This is a genomic window from Akkermansia muciniphila, assembly GCF_030848305.1.
GTDB classification, from domain to species: domain Bacteria; phylum Verrucomicrobiota; class Verrucomicrobiia; order Verrucomicrobiales; family Akkermansiaceae; genus Akkermansia; species Akkermansia muciniphila_A.
Genome location: NZ_CP114598.1, coordinates 858,237 through 881,236 on the forward strand (window position 1 = coordinate 858,237; position 23,000 = coordinate 881,236).

The 23,000-nt window shown below is 49.8% G+C and carries 24 protein-coding genes; 10 read left to right on the forward strand and 14 right to left on the reverse strand.

All coding sequences use genetic code 11. From position 1 onward, the window contains the following. Positions 1 to 40: 40 nt before the first annotated feature. Positions 41 to 691, forward strand: a complete 651-nt coding sequence (locus tag O4G22_RS03780; protein ID WP_306702206.1) for a hypothetical protein — start codon at positions 41 to 43, stop codon at positions 689 to 691. A gap of 107 nt (positions 692 to 798) precedes the next feature. Beyond that, positions 799 to 1,581 (forward strand): thiazole synthase, encoded by a 783-nt coding sequence (locus O4G22_RS03785; protein ID WP_306702207.1) that lies wholly within the window; start codon positions 799 to 801, stop codon positions 1,579 to 1,581. A gap of 42 nt (positions 1,582 to 1,623) precedes the next feature. On the opposite strand, the gene O4G22_RS03790 is transcribed toward O4G22_RS03785, so the two are convergent. Then, the gene (locus tag O4G22_RS03790; RefSeq protein WP_179218449.1) at positions 1,624 to 2,928 is read right to left on the reverse strand and encodes an APC family permease; all 1,305 of its coding nucleotides are present in this window, start codon (positions 2,926 to 2,928) and stop codon (positions 1,624 to 1,626) included. A gap of 141 nt (positions 2,929 to 3,069) precedes the next feature. On the opposite strand from O4G22_RS03790, the gene O4G22_RS03795 reads away from it, so the two are divergent. The 4 genes from O4G22_RS03795 to fbaA all read left to right on the forward strand — a co-directional run bounded on the left by O4G22_RS03795 (position 3,070) and on the right by fbaA (position 7,532). Then, positions 3,070 to 3,735 carry an HAD family hydrolase gene (locus O4G22_RS03795; protein WP_094136743.1) on the forward strand — a complete coding sequence of 222 codons (666 nt, stop codon included), beginning with the start codon at positions 3,070 to 3,072 and terminating at the stop codon, positions 3,733 to 3,735. Positions 3,736 to 3,794: 59 nt separating this feature from the next. Further along, a complete protein-coding gene (locus O4G22_RS03800) occupies positions 3,795 to 4,907 on the forward strand; it encodes an AI-2E family transporter (protein WP_143245665.1) in 1,113 nt (370 codons plus the stop codon). Between the two features lie 3 nt (positions 4,908 to 4,910). Beyond that, positions 4,911 to 6,200 carry a diaminopimelate decarboxylase gene (lysA, locus tag O4G22_RS03805; protein WP_306702208.1) on the forward strand — a complete coding sequence of 430 codons (1,290 nt, stop codon included), beginning with the start codon at positions 4,911 to 4,913 and terminating at the stop codon, positions 6,198 to 6,200. Positions 6,201 to 6,500: 300 nt separating this feature from the next. Beyond that, positions 6,501 to 7,532, forward strand: coding sequence for a class II fructose-bisphosphate aldolase (gene fbaA / locus O4G22_RS03810; RefSeq protein ID WP_012419773.1), 1,032 nt, complete (start codon positions 6,501 to 6,503; stop codon positions 7,530 to 7,532). Between the two features lie 400 nt (positions 7,533 to 7,932). On the opposite strand, the gene typA is transcribed toward fbaA, so the two are convergent. Further along, the gene (typA, locus tag O4G22_RS03815; RefSeq protein ID WP_290489461.1) at positions 7,933 to 9,768 is read right to left on the reverse strand and encodes a translational GTPase TypA; all 1,836 of its coding nucleotides are present in this window, start codon (positions 9,766 to 9,768) and stop codon (positions 7,933 to 7,935) included. Between the two features lie 207 nt (positions 9,769 to 9,975). On the opposite strand from typA, the gene ilvE reads away from it, so the two are divergent. Further along, entirely contained in the window at positions 9,976 to 10,842 is an 867-nt protein-coding gene (gene ilvE, locus O4G22_RS03820) for a branched-chain-amino-acid transaminase (protein ID WP_094136739.1), read from the forward strand. Between the two features lie 291 nt (positions 10,843 to 11,133). Here ilvE and O4G22_RS03825 read toward each other — a convergent pair whose 3' ends face one another. Both O4G22_RS03825 and O4G22_RS03830 read right to left on the reverse strand, forming a co-directional pair. Then, the gene (locus O4G22_RS03825; protein WP_297404619.1) at positions 11,134 to 12,006 is read right to left on the reverse strand and encodes a glycoside hydrolase family 16 protein; all 873 of its coding nucleotides are present in this window, start codon (positions 12,004 to 12,006) and stop codon (positions 11,134 to 11,136) included. A gap of 182 nt (positions 12,007 to 12,188) precedes the next feature. Then, entirely contained in the window at positions 12,189 to 12,779 is a 591-nt protein-coding gene (locus tag O4G22_RS03830; RefSeq protein WP_297404617.1) for an FHA domain-containing protein, read from the reverse strand. Between the two features lie 498 nt (positions 12,780 to 13,277). On the opposite strand from O4G22_RS03830, the gene obgE reads away from it, so the two are divergent. From obgE to O4G22_RS03845, 3 genes are all read left to right on the forward strand, one after another. Continuing rightward, a complete protein-coding gene (gene obgE, locus O4G22_RS03835; RefSeq protein WP_094136736.1) occupies positions 13,278 to 14,330 on the forward strand; it encodes a GTPase ObgE in 1,053 nt (350 codons plus the stop codon). Between the two features lie 30 nt (positions 14,331 to 14,360). Further along, positions 14,361 to 15,518, forward strand: a complete 1,158-nt coding sequence (locus tag O4G22_RS03840) for a phosphotransferase enzyme family protein (RefSeq protein ID WP_094136735.1) — start codon at positions 14,361 to 14,363, stop codon at positions 15,516 to 15,518. 126 nt (positions 15,519 to 15,644) lie between these two features. Further along, a complete protein-coding gene (locus O4G22_RS03845) occupies positions 15,645 to 16,670 on the forward strand; it encodes a hypothetical protein (RefSeq protein WP_306702209.1) in 1,026 nt (341 codons plus the stop codon). 48 nt (positions 16,671 to 16,718) lie between these two features. Here O4G22_RS03845 and O4G22_RS03850 read toward each other — a convergent pair whose 3' ends face one another. The 10 genes from O4G22_RS03850 to O4G22_RS03895 form a co-directional block, all read right to left on the reverse strand. Then, on the reverse strand, positions 16,719 to 17,759 hold the full coding sequence (locus tag O4G22_RS03850; RefSeq protein ID WP_306702210.1) for a glycosyltransferase: 1,041 nt from the start codon (positions 17,757 to 17,759) through the stop codon (positions 16,719 to 16,721). A gap of 253 nt (positions 17,760 to 18,012) precedes the next feature. Further along, the gene (locus tag O4G22_RS03855) at positions 18,013 to 18,216 is read right to left on the reverse strand and encodes a hypothetical protein (protein WP_306702211.1); all 204 of its coding nucleotides are present in this window, start codon (positions 18,214 to 18,216) and stop codon (positions 18,013 to 18,015) included. Then, on the reverse strand, positions 18,213 to 19,031 hold the full coding sequence (locus O4G22_RS03860; RefSeq protein WP_094136729.1) for a hypothetical protein: 819 nt from the start codon (positions 19,029 to 19,031) through the stop codon (positions 18,213 to 18,215). The genes O4G22_RS03855 and O4G22_RS03860 overlap by 4 nt, the downstream gene beginning before the upstream one ends. A gap of 130 nt (positions 19,032 to 19,161) precedes the next feature. Continuing rightward, on the reverse strand, positions 19,162 to 19,692 hold the full coding sequence (locus O4G22_RS03865) for a hypothetical protein (protein ID WP_143247172.1): 531 nt from the start codon (positions 19,690 to 19,692) through the stop codon (positions 19,162 to 19,164). 26 nt (positions 19,693 to 19,718) lie between these two features. Beyond that, positions 19,719 to 20,030 carry a hypothetical protein gene (locus tag O4G22_RS03870; RefSeq protein WP_143245663.1) on the reverse strand — a complete coding sequence of 104 codons (312 nt, stop codon included), beginning with the start codon at positions 20,028 to 20,030 and terminating at the stop codon, positions 19,719 to 19,721. 350 nt (positions 20,031 to 20,380) lie between these two features. After that, positions 20,381 to 20,785, reverse strand: a complete 405-nt coding sequence (locus tag O4G22_RS03875) for a hypothetical protein (RefSeq protein ID WP_306702212.1) — start codon at positions 20,783 to 20,785, stop codon at positions 20,381 to 20,383. Next, positions 20,778 to 21,155, reverse strand: a complete 378-nt coding sequence (locus O4G22_RS03880) for a hypothetical protein (RefSeq protein ID WP_143245661.1) — start codon at positions 21,153 to 21,155, stop codon at positions 20,778 to 20,780. The genes O4G22_RS03875 and O4G22_RS03880 overlap by 8 nt, the downstream gene beginning before the upstream one ends. A 3-nt stretch (positions 21,156 to 21,158) precedes the next feature. Continuing rightward, positions 21,159 to 21,716: an RHS repeat domain-containing protein gene (locus O4G22_RS03885; RefSeq protein ID WP_306702423.1), complete on the reverse strand. Its 558-nt coding sequence runs from the start codon at positions 21,714 to 21,716 to the stop codon at positions 21,159 to 21,161. 2 nt (positions 21,717 to 21,718) lie between these two features. After that, complete coding sequence (locus O4G22_RS03890; RefSeq protein WP_143245659.1) at positions 21,719 to 21,913, reverse strand: hypothetical protein; 195 nt, start codon at positions 21,911 to 21,913, stop codon at positions 21,719 to 21,721. 212 nt (positions 21,914 to 22,125) lie between these two features. After that, a complete protein-coding gene (locus O4G22_RS03895; protein ID WP_300770781.1) occupies positions 22,126 to 22,977 on the reverse strand; it encodes a tetratricopeptide repeat protein in 852 nt (283 codons plus the stop codon). Between the last annotated feature and the right edge of the window lie 23 nt (positions 22,978 to 23,000).

The window sequence follows — 23,000 nt, forward strand, 5'->3', positions numbered from 1 at the left end:
TCCGGAAAGGCAGGTTCTTTTTCGGAAGCCTTTATTCTTTATGGATTTACCGGCATACATGCTCGCCTCCGGAGGTGACGACAATAGCTTGAAACTCTGGTTCTGGCTGATTGTCGGGGTGATTTTTCTCATCAAAAAAGTAATCGAATTGTTGAAACCGGATGAAAAGGATGAGGAACCGCCTGTTCCGAATACGGAGGACCATCATGAAAAACGCGTCAAGGAAGTTATTGCGGAAATGCGCCGGACCAAGCCGCAGCCGCGGCAAATCCAGCCGAATCAATCTGCTGCACCTTCCCGCGCACCGCGCCCCTCAGCCCCTTCTGTAGAGCTTCCCTCCCCCGCCGTGACCCGCAAAACACGGCAGACCCCGGCGCCAGAAGCCGCGCAACCTGTGGGAGCTGCCCGGCAGGCGGAGCAAAATGTACTGGAACGCTATGTGAAAGCTACGGAAGAAGCCCGGCAGTCCATCCACTCCCTTTCCGATGCGGAACAGGAAGCTCTGCAACGTTTGCAAAAGAGGGGGATGAAGGAATCTCAGCCTGGTTTTCTTCCGCCATCAGCCGCAGTGGAATCTCTTTCCCTGAAAAATTCCCTGCACCACTCCAACTCCCTGAAAGCGGCTGTTCTTTATCGGGAAATCCTTGGGAAACCCAGAGCCTTACGAAGCGCTTCCTTCAGCGGCGAATAAAGCATGGCCTTTCTTCCCGGATTATGTGCCGGCCAGCCGTCATGCGCTCCCTTTCTATCCATTCTCCCTTGCCTGGAGAGGCAAGCAGAGGTACTTTCCATTCCGCAATGACAGACACACCTTTGCAGATAGCCGGACGCCAGTTTACCTCCCGCCTGATGATGGGAACGGGGAAATTTTCTTCCAATGAGAGCATGAGAGAAGCTCTGGAAGCCTCCGGCTCCCAAATTGTGACGGTGGCTCTGCGCCGGGCGGATCTGACGGGATCCCACGATCCCGCCGCCAATATTCTGGATTTCATTGATCCGGAAAAATACCTCCTGCTCCCCAACACCAGCGGAGCGACTACGGCAGAAGAAGCCGTGCGCCTGGCGCGTCTGGCGGCAACAGCCGGACTGCCCAACTGGATCAAGCTGGAGATCCACCCGGACGCCCAGTATCTGATGCCGGATCCCATTGAAACGCTGAAAGCAGCGGAAATTCTGGTCAGGGAAGGCTTCACCGTGCTTCCCTACATTAATGCGGACCCCGTGCTGGCCAAACGCCTCCAGGAAGCCGGAGCGGCGGCCGTCATGCCTCTTGGCGCCCCCATCGGCACCAATAAGGGAGTTCTGACCCGGGAATTGATTAACATCATCATTGAACAGGCTGTTGTCCCCGTGGTGGTGGACGCCGGGCTGGGAGCGCCCAGCCACGCGGCGGAAGCTCTGGAAATGGGCGCGGATGCCGTGCTCATCAATACGGCTATCGCCGCCTCCGGCTCTCCCTCCGCCATGGCGGAGGCATTCGCCCTGGCATGCCGGGCCGGACGCATGGCTTATCTGGCCGGCCTTCCCGCCGTTTCCTCCAAAGCCGCACCCACCAGCCCCCTGACGTCCTTCCTGCATTAAAAAGGCCGGAAAAGGGCCCCGGTTTTCTCCCTCACCTGCGGCTCAAGAAACTTTAGGAGCATTTTTCGCAATCTTTCTGCGTATCAGGAATTCCAGAATAAAACAGGCGGCTACAAACAGCACAATCAGCGGAATCAGGTAAGGCTGGCTGAAGAACATCTGGTAAAAGAACGCCCCCAGAATAAACAGCATCAGAAGAAAGCCCAGGATGATAAGCAACACATTTCCCCGCGTCTCTTTCCGGAGCCGCCAATGGGCGACAAACACCGCCAGGTAGCTGATCAGGAAACAGGCCCCCGCCAGATTGGCGATGGCTACCAGATTAAAGGCATTCGTCATCACCAGAATCCCCAGCAGGAGATAGAAAAACCCCTCCGTCCCGTGTCCCCAGAAAGGCTGTTTAAAAATAGCTCCCAGCTGGCCGTTGCGCGCCAGCGCCCGGGAAATGTCCAGCATGCTGAACATGGTGGCATTAATGGCTGATGCCGTGGCAATGAGCGCCGCTACGGATACGGCCATGAAGCCCCACATGCCTAAAACCGGATAAGCGGCCTGAGCCACGGCTGTTTCCGTATGGCTCTCCAGGGAAGTGGCCGGAACGTTGGACAGTACTACATAGGAAAGGATCAAATACAGGACCAGCACAAGGCCAATAGCCAGAAAAATGGCTCTTGGCAGCGTTTTGGAAGGATTTTTCAGATTGCCCGCCGTATTGGCCATCATTCCGTAGCCGGCAAACGCGAAAAATGTCAATCCCACGCTGCCCAGCAAACCATCCAGCCCTTTCACCGGAATGGAATCCGCTCCCACTGGCACGGAAGAACCGAAGCTGGCAAGCATTAAAACAGTCAAAATCAACAACTTGAACGCGACCATGATCACTTCTGACTTTCCGACGGCCCTGGCTCCCCCCATATTCAATGCTCCCAGCAGCAAAATAGCCACACTGGCAAAAAGGGCCGTGGAATAAATGGTGACTGCCCTGTCCGGCAAAAACAGGCGGGACGCATAAGCCCCGAAGGACTTGGCCACCAGGGCCACGGTAATGACCAATGTCCCCAGATAAATAAGAGTCAATGCGCCGGACAGGGTTTTATGGGAAAAAGCTTCGTTGAAATAATCCATAATTCCTCCGGAACCGGGATAACGGGACCCCAGTTTGGCGTAAGTGTACCCGGAAAGCAGGGCAGCAACGCCTCCCAGAAAAAAGGACCAGTACACGTTTTTTCCCGCCATCAGGGTTGCCTGCCCCATGAGGGCGAAAATCCCCGCTCCCACCATGGACCCTATTCCCAGCGCGATGACGCTCCACAGGGACAGATATTCTTTTGGGGTCTTCCCGTACATAAGGGATTTAGAAAGACTACGGGAATGAAACGTTGACCTTTCCGCACGGGATGACACGTCCTGCCGATTCAGTTTCATCATGACTATTCCGGCACGGCTTTCCCCTTGAACCGGCCGTTGTCGGCATGTAGGGTACGTCTGATGATCAAAACCGCCATTTTTGATTTTGACGGAACTCTTGCGGACACCATACCCCTGTGCCGGGAGGCTTTCCGCCGCGCTATCCGGAAGCTGGACGGCAGAATATTGACGGATGAAGAAATTGAACTCCAATTCGGCCCGGACGATCTGGGAGTTATCCGGAAATTGATTCCCGGGAAGCCGGAACTGCATGAACGCGGCAGGGAATTATTTATTCACTATTACCGCAAGCTGCACGCAGACCTGGCGCCCGTCCCCTTCCCCGGAGCAGCCGAACTGCTGAACACTCTCCGCAACCTCGGCATTCGGCTGGCCATGGTCACAGGCAAACGTCTGGAAAGCGCGGAAATATCCCTCCAGTTCTTCCATCTGTCCGAATTCTTTCCCATTCTGGAAACAGGTTCCCCGGAGGGAGGCGTAAAACCGGATCGCATCAAACGGGCTTTGGCCCGTTTGAATTCCGTTGCCTCGGAAGCCATCTATATTGGAGACGCCCCCACAGACGTGGACGCATGCCGATCTGTCCCTATCCGCATTCTCGCCGCAGGATGGGCTGCGGAGGCGGACATCAACGGCCTCAGGGAAAAAAAGCCGGACTTTCTCCTGACCCGTTTTGAAGACCTGGAACGTTTCTTCCGGGAACATCATGGGAATAAAGGCCTTTAAGATTGCAATCCCACAGAAAACAGGCTATTGCTATCCACCCCGTTCACATCAATCCTTCCATGACTTCCCAGAAAGAATCCGGAAAAGAGGGCCTGAAAGTTCTGCTCATGCTCGCCAGTGTCATTGTTATCACGGCCGGGTTGCAGGCGGGGAAACCGGTGCTCCTGCCCATTGTTCTGTCCAGCTTTCTGGCAATCGTCAGTTATCCGCTGACAACCTTTTTCAAGGGCCGACTTTGCTTCCCGCACTGGCTGGCGGTGACTTTCACGGTCATCATGGATTTTGGAATTCTGGTGGGCCTGGGCTATCTGGCCCAATATCTTGGGCAGGATTTAGCCAAAACGGCCACGGTCAAATACCAGCCCCTCATGATGGAGAAAATTCATGAACTTCGCGCTTTCCTGATTGAACGGGACTGGAACAACCTGGCTGACCAGATGCTTCAGGAACTTCCGGATCTGCTCAACGGGCAGCGCATCGTGGCGTTTTCCACAGGGGTGATGGGGCAGTTGGCTTCCATGCTGACCTTCACTACCCTGATTCTGATCCTGATGACCTTCTTTCTGGGGGAAGCTCCCCGCTTCCGTGCGAACATCAACAAGCTTGGGCATAACAGCGACACTGGCATCCGCAAATTTTCCAAAGCTCTGGCCGGAGTTCAGAAATATCTGATTATCAAAACATTCATCAGCGCAGTTACAGGGCTTCTGGCATTCCTGCTTTGCTATTACATGAACGTGGACTTTCCGCTGCTGTGGGGCATCGTGGCCTTCGCCCTCAACTTCATTCCCACCTTCGGCTCCATCATCGCGGCTATTCCCCCCACGCTTCTTGCCATGCTTCTGATCAGCCCTACTGCGGGCATCATTGTAGCCGGCGGCTACCTGGTGATCAACACAGCTCTGGGGAGCTGCCTGGAACCCATGCTTCTGGGACGGCAATTCGGCATTGTGACCAGTATGGTTTTGCTCTCCGTCATCTTCTGGGGCTGGGTATGGGGCCCCATCGGCATGTTGCTGGCCGTACCCATTACCATGTTGATTAAACTAGGGCTGGAAAGCTCCAAGGATCTCGCCTGGATCGCCCAGCTCATCGACAACCCTCCCACTCCCAGATTCCCTCTCCCTCCTCTCCATTCCGGGAAAACCAACGAAAGCACAACCAAGGAATAATCCATGCATTCATTCGCTTACAAAAACGGCACGCTCTACTGTGAAAACGTCAACCTTCAGGAACTGGCGGACAAGGAAAGCACACCCTTGTACGTTTATAGCAAACAAACCATTCTAAACCACTTTCACCGTCTCAGGGAAGCTCTGGCGCCGCTTAACGCGGAAGTGGCCTACGCCGTCAAGGCCTGCTCCAACATCGCCATCCTGAGCCTCATGGCCCGCAACGGGGCGGGATTCGACATCGTCTCCGGCGGAGAACTCTTCCGCGTTCTCAAAGCCGGCGGGGATCCGTCCAAATGCACTTATGCCGGCGTGGGAAAAACCGAGCAGGAAATCCGTTATGCCCTGGACCAGGGCATTTATTGCTTCAATGTAGAATCCGAAGCGGAACTGCGCGCCATTAACGCCATTGCCGCCTCCATGGGAGTCAAAGCCCCGGTAGCCGTGCGCGTCAATCCCAACGTAGAGGCGGGAACGCATAAATACATTACTACCGGCAAGGCTGAAAATAAATTCGGCGTGGATTTCGAACGCATTGAATCCCTCTATGAAATGGCGGCGCGCGAGCTTTCGAACCTGCATCTGAAAGGGCTGCAAATGCACATCGGCTCCCAGCTCACCCAGGCGACCCCCTTCCTGGAAGCCGTCAGGAAAGTTGCCCCCCTGGCTGCTTCCCTGAAAGAAAAATACGGCATTGAATTCTTATCCATCGGCGGAGGCATTGGCATCGTTTACCAGGGCACGCTGAATTCCGGCGTTCAGGAATGGTGGAATGAAGACTGCGCTCAGCTCACGCTGAGCACGTACGCCCAGGCCGTCGTCCCCACACTGCAACCGCTGGGATTACACATTATTGTGGAACCGGGCCGTCTTATCGTAGGAAATGCAGGAGCGCTCATCACGCGTTGCCTGTATGAGAAAACCGGGAAAGCCAAAACCTTTAAAATTGTGGATGCAGGGATGAACGACCTTATCCGCCCCGCCCTCTACCAGGGATATCATGAAATTATTCCGGTCAAAGAACATCCCTCAGCCCCCTGCGTCACAGCGGATGTCGTGGGTCCCATCTGTGAATCAGGAGACTTCCTTGCCCAGAACAGGGACATGGCGGATGTGCGCCAGGGAGAGCTTCTGGCCGTACTGTCCGCCGGAGCCTATGGTTTTTCCATGTCTTCCAACTACAATTCACGGCCCATGGCGGAAGAAGTCCTGGTGGACGGGGACCAATGGAACGTCATTCGCAACCGCCAAAGCTGGGAAGACCTCATCCGGGGAGAATCCATTCCGGAATAATATCTCCCATCCCTCCCCCATCTTTACTACGGGATGCCCTTCCAACGGCAAAACGAAGGAGGGGCATCTCCTTTCAGCCGTACTGAGCGGAAAACAAAGCAGCATTTTCAGGTCCGCCAGTCCACGCGGAGCCCTTTCCGGAGACGCCGCACGCTACTGCCGTACGGACTCCGGAGGACCAGTTCGACCGCAAGTAAAAATGCGCCGGACATGAACATGCCCCCAAGAGCGCCGCAACCCCGGCGTGCACCTGAGTTCAGCCTTGCCCTCCCGGAAAAAAACACCTATCATATCCCCGTTATGCCAATAGCCACACCAGAACAATACATTACCATGCTTGAAACGGCCAAAAAGGAAGGCTACGCCTATCCGGCCGTTAACGTGACCACGATCGAAGTCATCAACGGCGCCCTCCGCGCTTTCTCCGAAGCCAAAAGCGACGGCATCATTCAGGTTTCCATCGGTGGCGGCAAATTCGCCTCCGGCAGCTCCGTAGGCAATTCCGCCCTTGGCGCCATTGTTCTGGCGGAAGCCACGCGCCGTCTGGCTGAAAAGCACAACGTTCTTGTGGCCCTCCACACGGACCACTGCCAGCCCGAACACGTGGATACCTTCCTGCGTCCTCTGATCGCCGAATCCCGCCGCCGCGTGGAACGCGGTGAAGCCCCCCTCTTCAATTCCCACATGCTGGACGCCTCCACGCTTCCCATGGCGGAAAACCTCAAGCTTTCCCGGGAACTGCTGAAGGAATGCGCCGAACTGGGCATCGTTCTTGAAATCGAAATCGGCGTTGTGGGCGGAGAAGAAGACGGAGTGGACAACTCCGGCCATCCCGCGGACAAGCTTTACACCTCTCCGGAAGACATGCTGATGACGTATGAAGCCCTTGCTCCCCTCGGCAAATTCATGCTGGCCGCCACTTTCGGCAACGTGCACGGCGTGTACAAGCCCGGCCACGTCAAGCTGAAGCCCAGCATTCTGCGGGACGGCCAGGAAGCTGTGGTCGCCAAACACGGCGAAGCGGCTCGCATGCCCCTCGTCTTCCACGGCGGTTCCGGTTCCGAACTCTCCGATATCCGTGAAGCCGTTTCCTACGGCGTCGTCAAGATGAACATCGACACCGACACGCAATACGCCTTCACCCGCCCGATCGTCTCCCATATGTGCGAACACATCAACGGAGTGCTCAAGATTGACGGTGAAGTGGGCAACAAGAAGGATTACGATCCCCGCTCCTATCTCGCCAAGGGTGAAAAGGGAGTCGCCGCCCGTCTTCAGGAAGCCGCAGACAACCTCATGTCCGCCGGCAAGACCCTCTTTGGCAAAATCTAAAAAGAGTTCCCTCAACGAATTTGATGCCATGCCCGGTTTCTTAAAAGAAACCGGGCATTTTTTCTGGAAAAGCCCGCCAGCAGGGTAAGGAGGGAAACACTTTCACCGGGTATCTATCCCTCTGAGACGACGGGAAAAACGAACCGTTCTCCTTCTTCTTCTTTTCTGCCCTCCAGGTTCCTCCCCCTCCGATTGATTATGGGGGGACCATTAACACGCATTCTTCCACAAGGGAACAGTCGCGGGCATATAAAACGATAGCCGCACAGGAAAAACGGGAAACATTTACAATGGAACAAGGATATTCCTCCGCTCAGAGGAATACAGAAAATCCGGCAGGGCGGCTCTACCTCGGCCCGCTTGTAAAACACAGGCACCTTTCCCCAGCGCTTCAGGCCCCTTAATTTCCAGCTTTGCGGGATTCTCTTACCCGGTCATTGGCGTTCAGGATGCGCTTGCGCAAACGGATAAAATGAGGCGTAGCCTCCACCAGTTCATCAGGTTCAATGTATTCAATGGCACGCTCCAGGGAAAAAATGACGGGAGGGGAGAGCTGGATGCCGTCTCCCTTCGTGGCTGAACGGATGTTGTTCAGGTGCTTTTCCTTGCACGGGTTGACCGGCATATCCATCTGCCGCGGGTTTTCACCTACAATCTGCCCTTCGTAAATATCTTCCTGCGGCCCCACAAACAGACGTCCGCGTTCTTCCAGCGCCACCAGCGCGAACGGGGTGGAAACGCCCGTTTCCATAGAAACCAGGGTGCCGGTGGTACGCGTCGTGATGTCCCCGGCGTAAGGCCCGTAATCCCGGAACAGGTGGGAGAAAATGCCGTGGCCGGACGTCAGGTTAACCAGCTCAAATTCAAACCCGATAATACCGCGGGTGGGAATATAAGCCTGAATGAACGTATGGCCCGTGCCTTCCCTGCATACCATGTCTTCCATCTGTCCCTTGCGGGCGTTAAGGAGCTTCATGACGCCGTTGGCGTGTTCGTCCGGAACTTCTACGTACATCGTTTCATACGGTTCCGTAAGACGGTCGTTTTCATCCCTCTTCATGATCACGGTAGGACGGGAAACGCACAGTTCGTAATTCTCACGGCGCATAGTCTCCACCAGCACGGCAATCTGCATGGCGCCGCGGGCGGAAACGGAGAAAACGCCGGCCTTGTCCGTATCTTCCACCTGGATGGAAATATTCGTCCGCATTTCCCTCATCAGGCGGTCGCGTATCACGCGGGAAGTCACGTTCTTGCCGTCTCGTCCCCCGAAAGGCCCGTTGTTGATGGAAAATTCCATGGAAATGGTAGGAGGATCAATCGCCACGAATGGCAGGGGTTCCGTATCCGCGGAACCGCCCAGGGTTTCCCCGATGTTGACGTTTTCAAACCCCGCCACACCCACGATGTTGCCTGCCACGCCAATGGCCGAATCCGTAGTGTTCAATCCGGAATATTCAAACATGCGGGTCACTTTTCCGGAAATGCAGGAGCCGTCGCTTTGATGGAGCCACACGGTATCCCCTTTCTTCACGGTGCCGGAAGTAATGCGCCCGATGGCCACACGGCCCACATAATCGTCCCAGTCAATATTGGAAACGAGCATCTTGAATTCACCCTCCGGATCGGCATCCTTCGGAGCGGGGATATGTTCCACAATCTTGAACAAAAGAGGCGTGCAGTCCACGGGGGGATCCCCTTCCATGGAATTCATGAAGTAGCCGTCGCGGGCGGAACCGTACACGAAGGGGGCTTCAAATTGTTCATCCGTGGCGCCCAGCTCCAGAAAAAGCTCCAGCACCTGGTCATGCACGGCGGCGGGATCGGCATGCGGACGGTCAATCTTGTTAATGACGACAATGGGCATCAGCCCTTCCTGCAGGGCCTTGCGGAGCACAAAACGCGTCTGGGCCTGCGGCCCTTCAAAAGCGTCCACCACCAGAAGCACGCCATCCACCATTTTCATCACGCGCTCCACTTCCCCGCCGAAATCCGCGTGGCCGGGAGTATCCACAATGTTGATCGTGTACCCATTCCAGAGGATGGATGTATTCTTGGCCTTGATCGTGATGCCTTTTTCTCGTTCCAGATCCATGGAATCCATGGCGCGTTCCTGCACGGCCTGGTTGGCACGGTAGGCGCCCCCCGCCTGCAAAAGTTGGTCAACCAGGGTCGTCTTCCCATGGTCAACGTGAGCGATAATGGCGAGGTTGCGGAACTTGGAAGGGTCTGACATTGCGCGCGAGAGCTAAAAACACTGGAAAATAAATGTCAAGTCTGCTCCATGAATACCGCTTATATTTTCAGCATTTGCAAGTCACCCTGCCCTTATTGCCGCAAGTGCTGGAACTTTTATGTTCCTCCGGTGCATTTATAGCTTTCCCCCCTCCTGAAATAGGAGTATTCTGCTTGGGCACAAGTAATTTCTCAATTCTAGATAACAATGAAGATTTGGTTAGATGGAAAGCTGGTGGAACAAGAAGAAGCGAAAACCTCGGTTTTTGACCACGGCACACTCTACGGAGACGGCATCTTTGAAGGTATCCGGTTCTATAACAAACGCGTTTTCCGCCTGGAAGACCACATGGACCGCCTGTACGACTGCGCCCATTATCTGTTGCTGGATATTCCTTACACTCAGGAAGAACTCTCCAACGCCGTATGTGAAACGGTCGCTGCCTCCGGCCTGAACGACGGCTATATCCGTCTGGTTGTTACCCGCGGCGTCGGCAATCTGGGACTCAACCCATTCAACTGCAAACGTTCCTGCGTCTTCATCATTGCGGATAAAATCTCCCTGTACGATCCGGCCGTATATGAAAACGGACTGGCCCTGATTACCAGTTCCGTACGGCGCAACCGTCCGGATACTGTCTGTCCGCAGGTCAAGTCGCTCAATTATCTCAACAACATCCTGGCCAAAATGGAAGCTGTTCGCCAGGGTGCGGCGGAAGCCCTGATGCTGAATGACCTGGGTAATGTGGCCGAATGCACGGGCGACAACATTTTCATTGTGAAGGACGGCGCCGTGTTCACGCCGCCAGTTACAGACGGCTGCCTGGACGGCATCACGCGCCGGGTAGTGCTGGAAATCTGCCGGGAACTGCAAATCCCGGCGAAGGAAAAAACCATGAACCGCTTTACCATCACCTGTGCGGATGAATGCTTCCTGACCGGTACTGCTGCGGAGTGCGTTCCCGTAACCAAACTGGACGGCTATCAGTTGGGTTCTGGAAAAATCGGTCCTGTCACGGCCCGAATCCTGGCCCGCTTCCAGGAACTGACCCAGACCACGGGAACATCCTGCTAGAATCGGCATCTCCCCTTTGATTAAAGAAAACGGCCCGTCATCCGGCGGAGCCGTTTTTTTGCGTTACTGTGTAAATATAAAAAAGAAAACACAGGCAAACACATTCCCAAGGCGGCAATACGGCAGGCTCCTCTGGAAATAAAAACCCGCAGCTTTCATGGCCTCCCCATCCCGAGATGCAGCAGAAAGCTCAAACACTAAGAACCACTCCGCCTGTGACGTAACAAGGCAAGCGGCATCTTGCATGTCCGGCCACCGGCGCCGGACATGCCTCAACCCGGAAAAGCAACGCTATTTCTTTTTGGGCAGGCCGGTTTCCGGATCAAACTGCTTGGCTTGCCGGACATGTTCCTTCGTCTGATAGAATCGAACGTAATCAATCAGGAATTTTACAGGATACCCTTGCCCGTCTTGAGGAGCTTTCTCGCACCAGGTGCCGCCCACGGCGGAATTGAGAATGAGGTAAAACGGCGTACGGAACGGATTACCCGCCCCATTGGCATAATTGGTGGTGTTCAGGTCAATGGACTTCACCAGCTTGTCATCCACCATCAACTTGATGGAATCTTTGTCCCATTCCATGACATAAGTATGAAAATTATCGGAAAGATGATCAATCTTCACCGTCCCTCCGCGGGAAGCATCCCTATTGGACACGCCGTCCGGACTTAAGTGGAAAGTGGAATAAACCACATCCGGCTGTTGGGAAATATTCTCCAGCATATCAATCTCTCCGTTGGCGGGCCAGCCCCATTTATTCTTGCCAAGCAGCCAGATAGCTGGCCAGATGCCCTTGGTTTTGGGAACCTTGGCACGCACTTCCAGTCTGCCAAACATGAAATTTTTGGTCTTGATCGTCGTAACGGAACCGGAGGTATAAGGCATGAACTTGGTATTCTTGATCCAATCCGCCGAACTTTTTTTGTAATTGATATTAGCGAACTTTTCAAAATGGGTTTCCAAAACAAGGCAGCCATCCTCCAGTCTCATATTCTTGGGCCGGCCTGTATAAGTCTGCTGGGATCCCTGGTTTCGGATTACTCCCAACTCCGGCTTCCATTTCTTGGCGTCTATCCTGGAACCATTGAACTCGTCACCCCAGACATAAACCCACCCGCCTGGGAGGGTCTTCGGTGGTTTGGAGTCTTCTCCTTTTACAGACATGCAAAGGCATGCAGTCAACAACACGGCAAACAGGCTCTTCTTCATACGGAGCAATACTGCACCTGATTCCGCAGCCTTTCAAACAAAATACATCTATCCGGGGTCTCATGCCTCCTTTCTCCTGCCAAATGGCGAAATACCATGCAAAAGAAAATGGCAGGACTGAGAAATTCCGGTCAGTATTACATGCCGTTTTCCGCCTGGTGAAGAGACATGGTTTTCAAGGCGGCCTTGGGAGATTCAATACCCAGCCATTGAAGAGGCAGCAATTCGCCCGTCACCCTGTAATGTTTGTAGGTTAATCCGGCAAAAACAGCCAGAAAAAATATCAGGACGGCATAAAGGGACATCCATAAATAATGATTCCGGGTCGTGCGGGCGGCTTCATCCGCCAACTGCTGCAAATTCCGCATGGCGGCCGAAGGAGCGGCCTTTTCCTCCTTTCCGGAAGATTCGGCAGGAAATCCCGGAGAAGGCTCTTCCGCAAACCGGAGCCTGGCATCCCCCAGAGCGATTTCATCGCCATCGTAAAGAGTGGCGGCGCCCATCGGCGTCAGGCCGTTGATTTTAGTCCCATTAGTAGAGCCAAGATCTTCCAGGACGTATCCCCCTTCCTTGAACTGAAGCAAAGCATGCTCTCCGGAAACCGACTGAAAGGGAAGCGCTATCTCGCAATGCTCGTCACGTCCGATGCGTGCGAAATATTCACCGTTCTTCGGAAGCACTATGGTTTTTTCGGAACCGTCGGGAAGGTAGATGAAAAGGCGTGGCATGATTTCCGGAAATCATGCCACGCCCATGTTCATTTTCAATCCAAAAGACCGTTCCCCCGTCACGTATAAGAAGAAACGTCCATATCCTCCTTCTCTCTGAGACAGAATTCCATGCGGATTCATGCTACGGCCCCATACTCCCCGATTTCTGTTTTTCCCGCCCCTCCTCCGGCATGAAGCCTTTTTACTCCCGGCCCCTCTCCGTCCGTCACGCGCAGAGACTGCATGGCGCCAATAAAAGCGGCATGTTGCCGCTATCCCCGGATTTCTTTAACAGGAGGAATCTTTTCTTCATTTATTGCTGAGAAAACAGCCGGCACGGCACAAACCCATCCGGGCCATCGTAAAAACATCCGGAGTTTCCGTGATGAATATGAACTCCTTTTTCATCAAAAAGCCTTCCGACGCATCGGAAAAATCAGCGGCCCACACCATGGAAAAGCCGTGCAGTCCTGCACATGTCTTGCGTTTTGAAGAAAAATGATTCATATTTAGAACATGTTCGTTGACAACATCCGCATATTCGCCAGGGCAGGAAAGGGAGGAAACGGGCTTGTCAGCTTCCGAAGGGCCAAATTCGTGCCCAAGGGAGGCCCGGACGGCGGTGATGGAGGCGATGGCGGAAGCGTCATTCTGGAAGTGGATCCGCACACGAATGACCTGCGTTCTTTTTTTTATGATCCCAAATTAATCGCCACAGACGGAGTAGGCGGCCAAAGCGCCAAAAAACATGGCAAGAACGGCAAATCCGTCATCGGGAAAGTGCCTCCCGGCACCATTATTTACCGCAGCAATGCCTCCTCCATGGCGGAGGCAACCTGGCTGGAACGGGAAGGTGAAGGCATTGAACTGGAAAAAATCGCGGATCTGACGGAAATCGGCACCCGGTTCACGTTGTGCCAGGGCGGCCTCGGCGGCAAGGGAAACTGGCATTTCCGCTCCGCGACCAACCAGGCGCCTACGGAAGCCGAGATGGGAACGGAAGGGGAGGAAGGCGTCTTCTTCATGGAATTGCGCCGCATTGCGGACGCCGGGCTGGTAGGCTACCCCAACGCGGGCAAAAGCACACTGCTGGGAGACATTTCGGAAGCCAAGCCCAAAGTAGCCAGCTATCCTTTTACCACGCTTCAGCCTATCATTGGAGTGGTGGAATTCGACAGCTTTCGCCGTTGCATTGTGGCGGACATTCCCGGCATCATTGAAGGCGCGCACAACAACCGAGGCCTGGGGCATGAATTCCTGCGCCACATCACGCGCTGCAAAGTGCTCGTCTTCGTCCTGGACATGGCTGGCAGCGAAGGCCGCGACCCCATTGAAGACCTTCAGAACCTCCGCACGGAAATTAAACTGTACAGCGAAGACCTGGCCAAACAGCCCTGGTTCGTCGTCGCCAACAAAATGGACCTGGAAGGAGCGGAAGAAAATCTGACTAACTTCCGCATGCGTTTTCCGAAAGTGGACGTCATCCCCATTTCCGCGCTCAACGGGGACGGTGTTTCCCGTCTCAAAAGCAAGCTTGATGAGCTTGTAGGTTACAAATTCATTCGTTAACTCCTTCACTCAACTCTCTCAAAATTAGACATGACTGACCATCCCTCCGTAACGACAGACCCTGACCAGATTTTGAACCGCATCGCCGGAATTGGAGACCTCTTCGCCATTGAAGGGGAATTCGTCATCGGCAAGGAAATCCCCAGTGGGCACATCAACACCACTTACAAGGCCACCTATCGTAAAAGCGACGGGCGAAAAGACTCCTACATCCTCCAGCGCATCAACGATTACGTCTTCAAAGACCCCAAAGCAGTCATGCGCAATGTGGAAAAAGTGACGCGTCACATCAACTGGAAAGTCCTGCGTCGTATAAAACATTCTGCCGGGCAAACCCTCAACCTCTATCCGGCGCGAGGAGGACGCAACTACATTGACATTCCCGGCGACGGTATCTGGCGCTGTTATAACTACCTGGCAGGCACCCACACTTACGATGTGGTGGAAAACACCCGCCAGGCCTATCAGGCCGGGTTTGCGTTCGGCTCCTTTCAGGATTTAGTCAGTGACATGAACCCGGACGACATTGTGGAAACCATACCTGGCTTCCATCATACCCGAAACCGCTTCAACCGCCTGATGGAAGTGGCGGCACAGGATCCTCAGGGACGTCTTTCCTCCTGTCTGCCTGAATTGGAATTCATCAAAGCCCGTGAGCAGGATGTGGACCGGTTGCTGGATCTTCAGAAAAACGGCGTGCTTCCTACCCGCATCACTCATAACGACACCAAAATCAACAATGTCATGCTGGATGAGGACACCGACCACGCCGTCTGCGTCATTGACCTGGATACGGTCATGCCCGGTCTGGTGCTTTACGACTTCGGCGATATGGTGCGCACCGTCACTCCGCCTACAAAAGAAGACGAAGAAGATCTGGACAAGGTGCGCATGCGCATGCCCATGTTCCAATCCATTGTAGAAGGCTATTTGACCGCTGCCCACGGTTTCCTCACCCAGGCGGAAATAGACCAGCTCGCCTTCTCCGGAAAACTCATCACGCTGGAAATAGGTATCCGGTTCCTGACGGACTATCTGGAAGGAGACCAATACTTCAAGGTCTCGCGCCCTAATCACAATCTCATCCGTTGCCGTACGCAGCTCAAACTGGTGGAATGCATTGAACAGGAACTTCCGGCCATGGAACAATATGTTCAGCGCGTCGCCAGGGGAATGTCCAAAAAATAAGGAAAAGATTCTCCCCTTTCTATTCCACCTCCTCCGGGAACGGCTATGCCGTCCCTTATTTTTTATATTTGAACATGGCGGCCAGTTCCATAATCCAAAAAACATCGCACGCGACAGCCACAAGCCATGTTTGAAATACCAGACATCCAACTCAATCAATATGGCAAGCCGGCAAGGATCATGTTCCTGGCTCCATATGCACCCGACGCTCCCGATTTTTCCAAAAAACCTTACACCGGCAATGGAGGCTATCCCCAATACCACTACAACATTTATAAAGCCATTCAGGACATAGGCTACGACGTCGTCTCCTCCTCCAAACCCTATTCCGTCCAATTCGCCAAAGGGAATGTGGACTACGTATTCTCCCTGATGAACAGATTCGCCATGTCCAGGCCTGAAATATTCATTTCCTCCTACTGCGAATTCATTCAGATTCCCTACTTGGGCGCCCCTCCCAACATCCGCGCCATAGCGGAAGACAAATTGCTGACCAAGATGGTGTTCCGCTCCCTGGAATTAAACGTTCCGGAAGGCATTGGAGTTTCCGGGGAAAAAGGCATTCCGGCCCAGGCGCCCTTCCCTGGACCCTATTTTGTCAAAAAGCGTTTTGGAGCCGCTTCCGGCGGCATCCGGGAAGACAGCATCTGCAGCTCATGGAAAGCCGTGGGAGCATGTGCCCGGCGCCTGATGGAAGAAGGGCACGAAGTGCTCGTGGAACAATACTGCGAAGGCATTGACGTCACCGTTCCCGTACTGGGCGGGGAAAACCCCGTCATCCTGGGATATGTGCAGCCGAAATCCGACAAACCGGGCAGCATCATCACGGAAGACCTGAAACTGCACGACCATCTGGGTTATCAACTGGTCTCCGTCCGGGATATGGAGCAGGACATCGCCAGTGACGTCCGGAAAATTTGGAACGCTCTGGGGCCGATGGACTATTTTCGCATCGACTACAGAATCGACTTCGAGACGGGAGAACGGCGCATTCTGGAAATGAACATCTGCTGCCACCTGGGCAAAAGCGGATCCATCTGCCTGGCGGCCGCGGAACACGGCTATTCCCAGGCGGACCTTCTCAAATACATCATTGCCTACAGCATGAACAGGCAGAAAAACCTTCGCCAATACGGCACATGGCTCATCTGACCCGCAGAGAGGAAGCGGTTAGCATTCCGGTCAGGGTAAAAGCGGCACTCACGAATCCGGTATCCGGCTGATTGCCTCAAACACCTCCCGCCAGCTTTCCATGGAAGCTTCCTGTCCGCCCAGGGCCATGCCCCGCTCACGGGCGGCGGCGGCCATGTCCTCCCGGTAGTGGGGTTCCCAAGCCATCTTAGTGGCGTACGTGATGAAATCCCCTGGGCATTCGCACAGCCATCCGGTCTTCCCGTGTTCCACCATCTGTTCCCATCCTCCGCGCCTGTCCACAATAAGCACACTCCCGCTTGCCATGGCCTCAAAACCCACACGCGGCCAATTCTCCGTCGTATCGGTGGGTTGCAAAACGATGTGGCAGCGCCGGTAAAACTCCTGTTGGGACAAAGATTTTTGATCATGGAAAGTCTCCACCCAATCGGGAGGCCTGCCGGTCTTCGCCTCGCTCCGCCGATCAAAACCGAGAAACGTGCCCTTCTTCCGGACAGGAGAAGCAAAATGCTCGTAAATATGCCACGTATCCTTGCTGAACTTATCTTCATCCTGCCGGGAAATGTGTCCGGCTCCAAACCAGTCCGTGGAACGCCCTGCAACAAAAGGAAAATCTGCCGCATCAAAATACGGTCTAAACGTCATGAACCGGATGGCCGGATCAGGATTTAAAGCCCTCAGGCGTGGCATGACGTTTCCCATTACGTTGTTATTTTGATAAAGAAACAGGGAAATATCTCCCCGCCTCATGGCTTCCTTTTCCCTGCCGAAAATCCAGGTCATGCAATTGACGAAAACTGTCCTCCCCGTCCGTTTTCGTATCTTCGGTAGAGCAGCTAAAAACTCTTCATTACAGAAGCTGATGACGGGAGCCCCTGCCGGAATGGCCTCCCAATCATAGCCTTCATGCACCGCAACACCCAATTTCACCATCTCCGGATAAAGTCCGGCACCGTGTGCATTTTTCTGGGTGGGGATAAGATGCATTTCCACCCCCATCTGTCTCCAAACCTTAATCTGGTGATAAAGCTCGGCCCCCGCACCGCCGTAAAGTGAAGGAAATCCAATGATGTAGAGAGAATATGTCATTAATTAATTCATGCCTGAATGATATTTCCCCGGAACTGCATGGAATAGTCTTGCCGTAAGGTTTTGAGAACATTTTAACTATTGCCATTTGTTAGATGAACCGTCTCTTCGACAGTAGGGCTTTCTCTTCATAGACGACTTTTTTCATATCATTATGAATGATTTTCTTTCCTCTTACCCAAATCGTTTTTTATTTTCCAAAATTTCTAAGAAATGAAAGGTATACTGGATGGTTAGTCAAGTATGTAGATCCCTATTTTTTAATAACTTTCTCTATCGTTCCTGGAGCAATAACTTCAGTAATGGCTACGGTAATTACTGCAACAGCTACAACTATCAATCCAACTGGATTCAACAACGCCGGCAATGCAAACCCAAATTTTCCTTGTACGTCTATAAAAGCGCTGGGGAAATTTCTCACATAGCCATACAGATTTTCCTGAAGCCTTTCCATCATCGGCTCCCGGGACAACCATCCAAAGTTTTAGCAGTTCCAAAGAGAGAACTATTCAAAATGATTTTTTCAATATTTGAATTTAATCCATTAATAAATAACGAATCACATCTAGGTATATCATTATTCTTCAAATTCTCAAAATATGCCATCATTGAGTTGAATAGTGAATAAATTTTAAAGGCTGTTGAATCCTCACGTGGTAATAACAGCCCCCCAAAAACTACTCCAAAAATTTTTGAATTGTATCCGTATGCAACCAGAGGAGTTCCAGAAACTTCATTTCCATATGCTCCAAATAAATTAATTATAAACTCCAGATTTTCTAACGACACTTGCTGATTAATCATATTTGATAATTTATATTGTTTCATTATTTTCATCAAAGCGCTACTGACGACGTCTTCAGAATCGGAAACCATAATAGAATATTGTTTCATCATTTTATTTTCAAGAAGACATATATAATAAAAATATATTTTATTATCATTCAAAAATAAAATATTATATTTTTTTCTTTCTTCATCTGCTTTCAAAAATAAAATATCATACTTATCAGGAAATTCAGCCTTTAAACAAGGATGTTCTCCAACCCAACATTCATAACCAAGAAAAGGCAAAATACTTCTCTCTTCACATGAAAAGGGAATGTATGTAGACAGACTTTTATTTATTATTTCAATATCTGAACTGATTTCTTTTATCTTATGCAAAGCGGTTTCTACAGCTGCATCCAACGGGGTAATATTATTGTTTCCCGCAAATAAAATATTACCCGCCGAAATAAAAAATAATAAAAATAAATAAATAATATTCATAGTCACTGTCTTATTCCATTAATAAATGTTGCATTCGTTTTTCCTGCAGATCTGTTAGGATTATAGAGATGGATACGCATATTATCCCCCGATTTCTTACTAATACCGTAATTATTACTACTGAAAAATTTTAACATTTTCTTTCATTTTTAATATTTTTCATTGCCGAATCTAATATTTTAAGAGCGTTGTCACAACTATCTGCAAAATAATTATCTTTATTTTGAAACAATATCCACTTCCTTACAATTTCAAGCTGATTTTTTGTATAAGAACGGTATATATAATTTAATTCTTTTTGCACATAAGTACGTATTCTCTCCGAAAAACAAACGACAATAAGTTTATTCATCATCCATTCCTCAGAGTCAGCCATATAATTATTTACCCCTGATATTTCTTCCATATAAGAATTCCTTATGATAGAAGGGAAAAAATAGGAAATAGCGCGATTAGATGAAAAATTAACAAATTCTGAATTATGATACCATTGGATGGCAGAAACGTCAATCCAACGTTTATTTAAAAATGCTTCAGCACATTCAGTCGCTTCCTCATCCGGATAATTTGGATTCTTTATTAGCCTTCGAATGTTTTTTGTTGGGAAAAAAGAGTTTTCTAAAGGAAATTCTCTTTCCACTTCCCGAATCATATCATTCAAATTTTTATGAGTATAATAATTCACCATTATAGTAATTTTTTCCTGCATTCTTTATATAAATTCCAACATCTTTCGGCACCTTTTCCTATCCCTTCAGACTGCTCTATATGTCCGTTATCTCCATCATCAAAGCAATTTGAATCATACATTTTTCTTGCTTCTTCAGCATTTTTTAATTTTTGAGATCGTCTCTTAAATTCATCACAAACAGAAGCTGTTGGATGCTCTGGGATACATAATTTTTTGCATGATTGACCTCGAGATGCTTCTTTAGCTTCTTTCTTTTTCCGCTTTAATTTTTCCCAATTTACTTTGGGAACTGTATTTGAAACAGGCACAACAATTGACTCGACTTTAGGAATTACATTCTCAGATATTTTTTAATAACTTCTTCTGTCGTTCCTGGGGCAATAACTTCAGTAATGGTTACGGTGGTTACTGCAACAGCAGTAACCATCAATCCAACTGGATACAACAACTCCGTTAATATAAATTCATAATATCATTAGTTCAAATCATTGTAAAAATCTTCCGGGAGACTGTATCTAAAGAAAGCATTTATCCTATTAAAAAACCAAATGAAGCAAACTGTCATTCCTTATTTTCAAATGGAATATATACTTCTACTCTCATTTATGATACTAATCTTAGTATTTTTTTCTTTGTCTACATGCGTCAGTTTCAATTGCTACTTGCAAAAGGAGAAACGAGAAGTTCGTCGTTTTTTACGAGCCTGTTTTTTTACAACATCGCTAAAATTACGAACATTTTTTAAAAATATCCCCTTGCGAATACAACTATGAATCCGAGCCTGATAGCACGACCAAGCTCTACTTGAATTTATTAGATTTCTCATCATGGAACATTCAATTTCAATACTTTCTGCTACGTTAGCATGCATCATGGGATGCATAATGAATAAATCCATTTCCATTTCCACAAAACAACGGGCATAATACTCTTGTTTACATGATAAAAACGTCTCTATTTTCAATCGTTCAATATCTCTTCCTGCATCTGGTAAAAAACAAAATTCTTTGAACCAATAATAATCCGTTCTGATTTTTCTCCCTGATTTAATTAATTCAGCCATGGTTTAATGGATTTTCATCTATAATACAGTTTTTTACATTGGGTGGTATTTCCCTGTTATTGATCCAATGATTGAGGTAGCTCTCCAGAATTTGTACTGCATGATCTTCATCCTTTGCCCGAATATGAGCATCCCAGCATAAATCTCTAAACGATTCTTCTGTCCACAACCAATGAGACACCGAACGCTTTCCATGTCTTGAAATCATATAGAGTTCCCGACTAAAAATTCGTGGATAATAAAGAACTTCCTTATTTTTTTTAGTTTTATACAAATCTAGCCTAACAATCCAATCAGGCAAAGAAGATTCTGTTGCAAGTTGGAATTCCAAAGTTGTAACTAATTCATATTTTGTGATTGACTCCATCATATTTTACCATTTCGCACATTTATAGTTGTTAGATTCATGTTTGGCTGTGCATCCCCTGGGAGTTCTAGAGGAAGCGTATCTCTTTGTAGCCTCATGAGCAATGTTTTGAGTTTTTCCTACACCATAACCATGAATAACTTCTGAACAACATGTTCCTTTATTTTCCTTCGTCGGGAGAGTGCTTCCTCGAACGTAACATACCCACATTCCTTTCCGATGTTTTAATTCTTTTAATATTTCTTCAACCTTGATTCCGCTTCTCATCATAGATCTTTGAAGGGATTCTTTAGAGACTATGGCTACTGTTCCAGCCGCTGCTATTACTCCTGCTGCCAGTGCCACTTTGGCAGGTTCTATCAATGTAGCTGCGCCGACGGAATTTGTTGGGCCAGTACCAAGCAGAGACGCGTCTATTGCCTGAAATCCTAAAAAATCAATATGTTGAGTCAATTTATTGTTGATAAAAAAATACAAATTCCATCCATCTATTTCTCCAGCAGGCTCCCTACTCATCCACCTGCCATTTTGGGGATTATAATAGCGGTAATTGTAGTAAACCAGCCCTAGTTCGTCATCAGCGTATTCGCTGGAGAACCGGAACGGATTGTCCTCTGCGGCATTCCTTCCATCCTGAGGATATTACCATACGGGCCGTATTCGTACAAGGCGCGGCGTCCCGCTCGGATGCCGAAGAGCGCCGTGGTGTTTTTCAACAGGTCGCGTGCAGTACAGGTCTTCCGCCCAGGTTCCCTTTTCATCAAAGAGGCTCATGGCCAGGATTAAAGTTCAATTTCAAGAATACAACCTTCTATGTGTAAAATAATAGTAGTAACAGATGCCATTCTAAGTGTCATATTAGATGAATTATTTTATCTTCAATGAAAAAGATTAATATTACCTCCCCATCCTTTGAATTTGGTTCTTGTCCCTCTCAAAAAAGAGCCGATGATGTAGAAATTCTTAGTTCATATTATTTCAGTTGCAAGGGAAGTTGTTCCAACGTTTTTTTAGCGCTTTCACAACCTTGCTCCGCTGCTTTTTTTAACCATTCAGATGCTTTCTTAAAGTTCTGCGGACAACCTCCCAACCCTTGCAAATAATAGAGACCTAAAACGTTCTGAGCATTCATGCTACCCTGGGTAGCTTTTTTTATTATCATAGCGGAAAGCATTTCGGAGGGGGAATACTCATTTTCTTCCGTTTCCTTTTCTAAAATTTTAGCTATCTCCAAAAACGCCTCCGCATATCCATGACTGGCTGACAACTTGGAAGAAACAGCAGTTACAGCTTTTCGAGCAAGAGTTAGATTATAATTTGAAAATCTATTAAAAAGATCGTCGTTATTTCTAAATCCGTATTTTTGAAGTTCTTTCAAATATTCAATATTATTGCTTCTACTTCCATAGGAATTGTCAAGCAACTTTTCAGCTATATCTAGAGTTACTTGCTTACTCTTATTCTGCGTAATCTTCAACAACTCCTCATATTGAATCTTTATTTGCTTTTGATAAAAAATAGGCAACTTGGAGAACCAGTCAGAATTAATACCTTTCTCCACCACACCTTTTAAACCCTGAAGAAATTGGGGATCGGCAAAATCTATCACGGGATTTTCTCCTTCTTGAGACTGTTTCAAAAAACCAGCCATCAAACGGAATTTATCAGCATAATCCTGATTAATGTAGTGATAAAGGGCTTTCCTCTCTTCAGAAGAAAATAATTTTAATCCGGAAGAAGAAGACTCCAGTTCTTTCAAATAAGAAGGGCTTATCTCCCATTTTTTCAAAAACTGGTTGTTTTCTCCTGATGCTGTGTTCCACATACAGCTGGCTATACACGAAATGG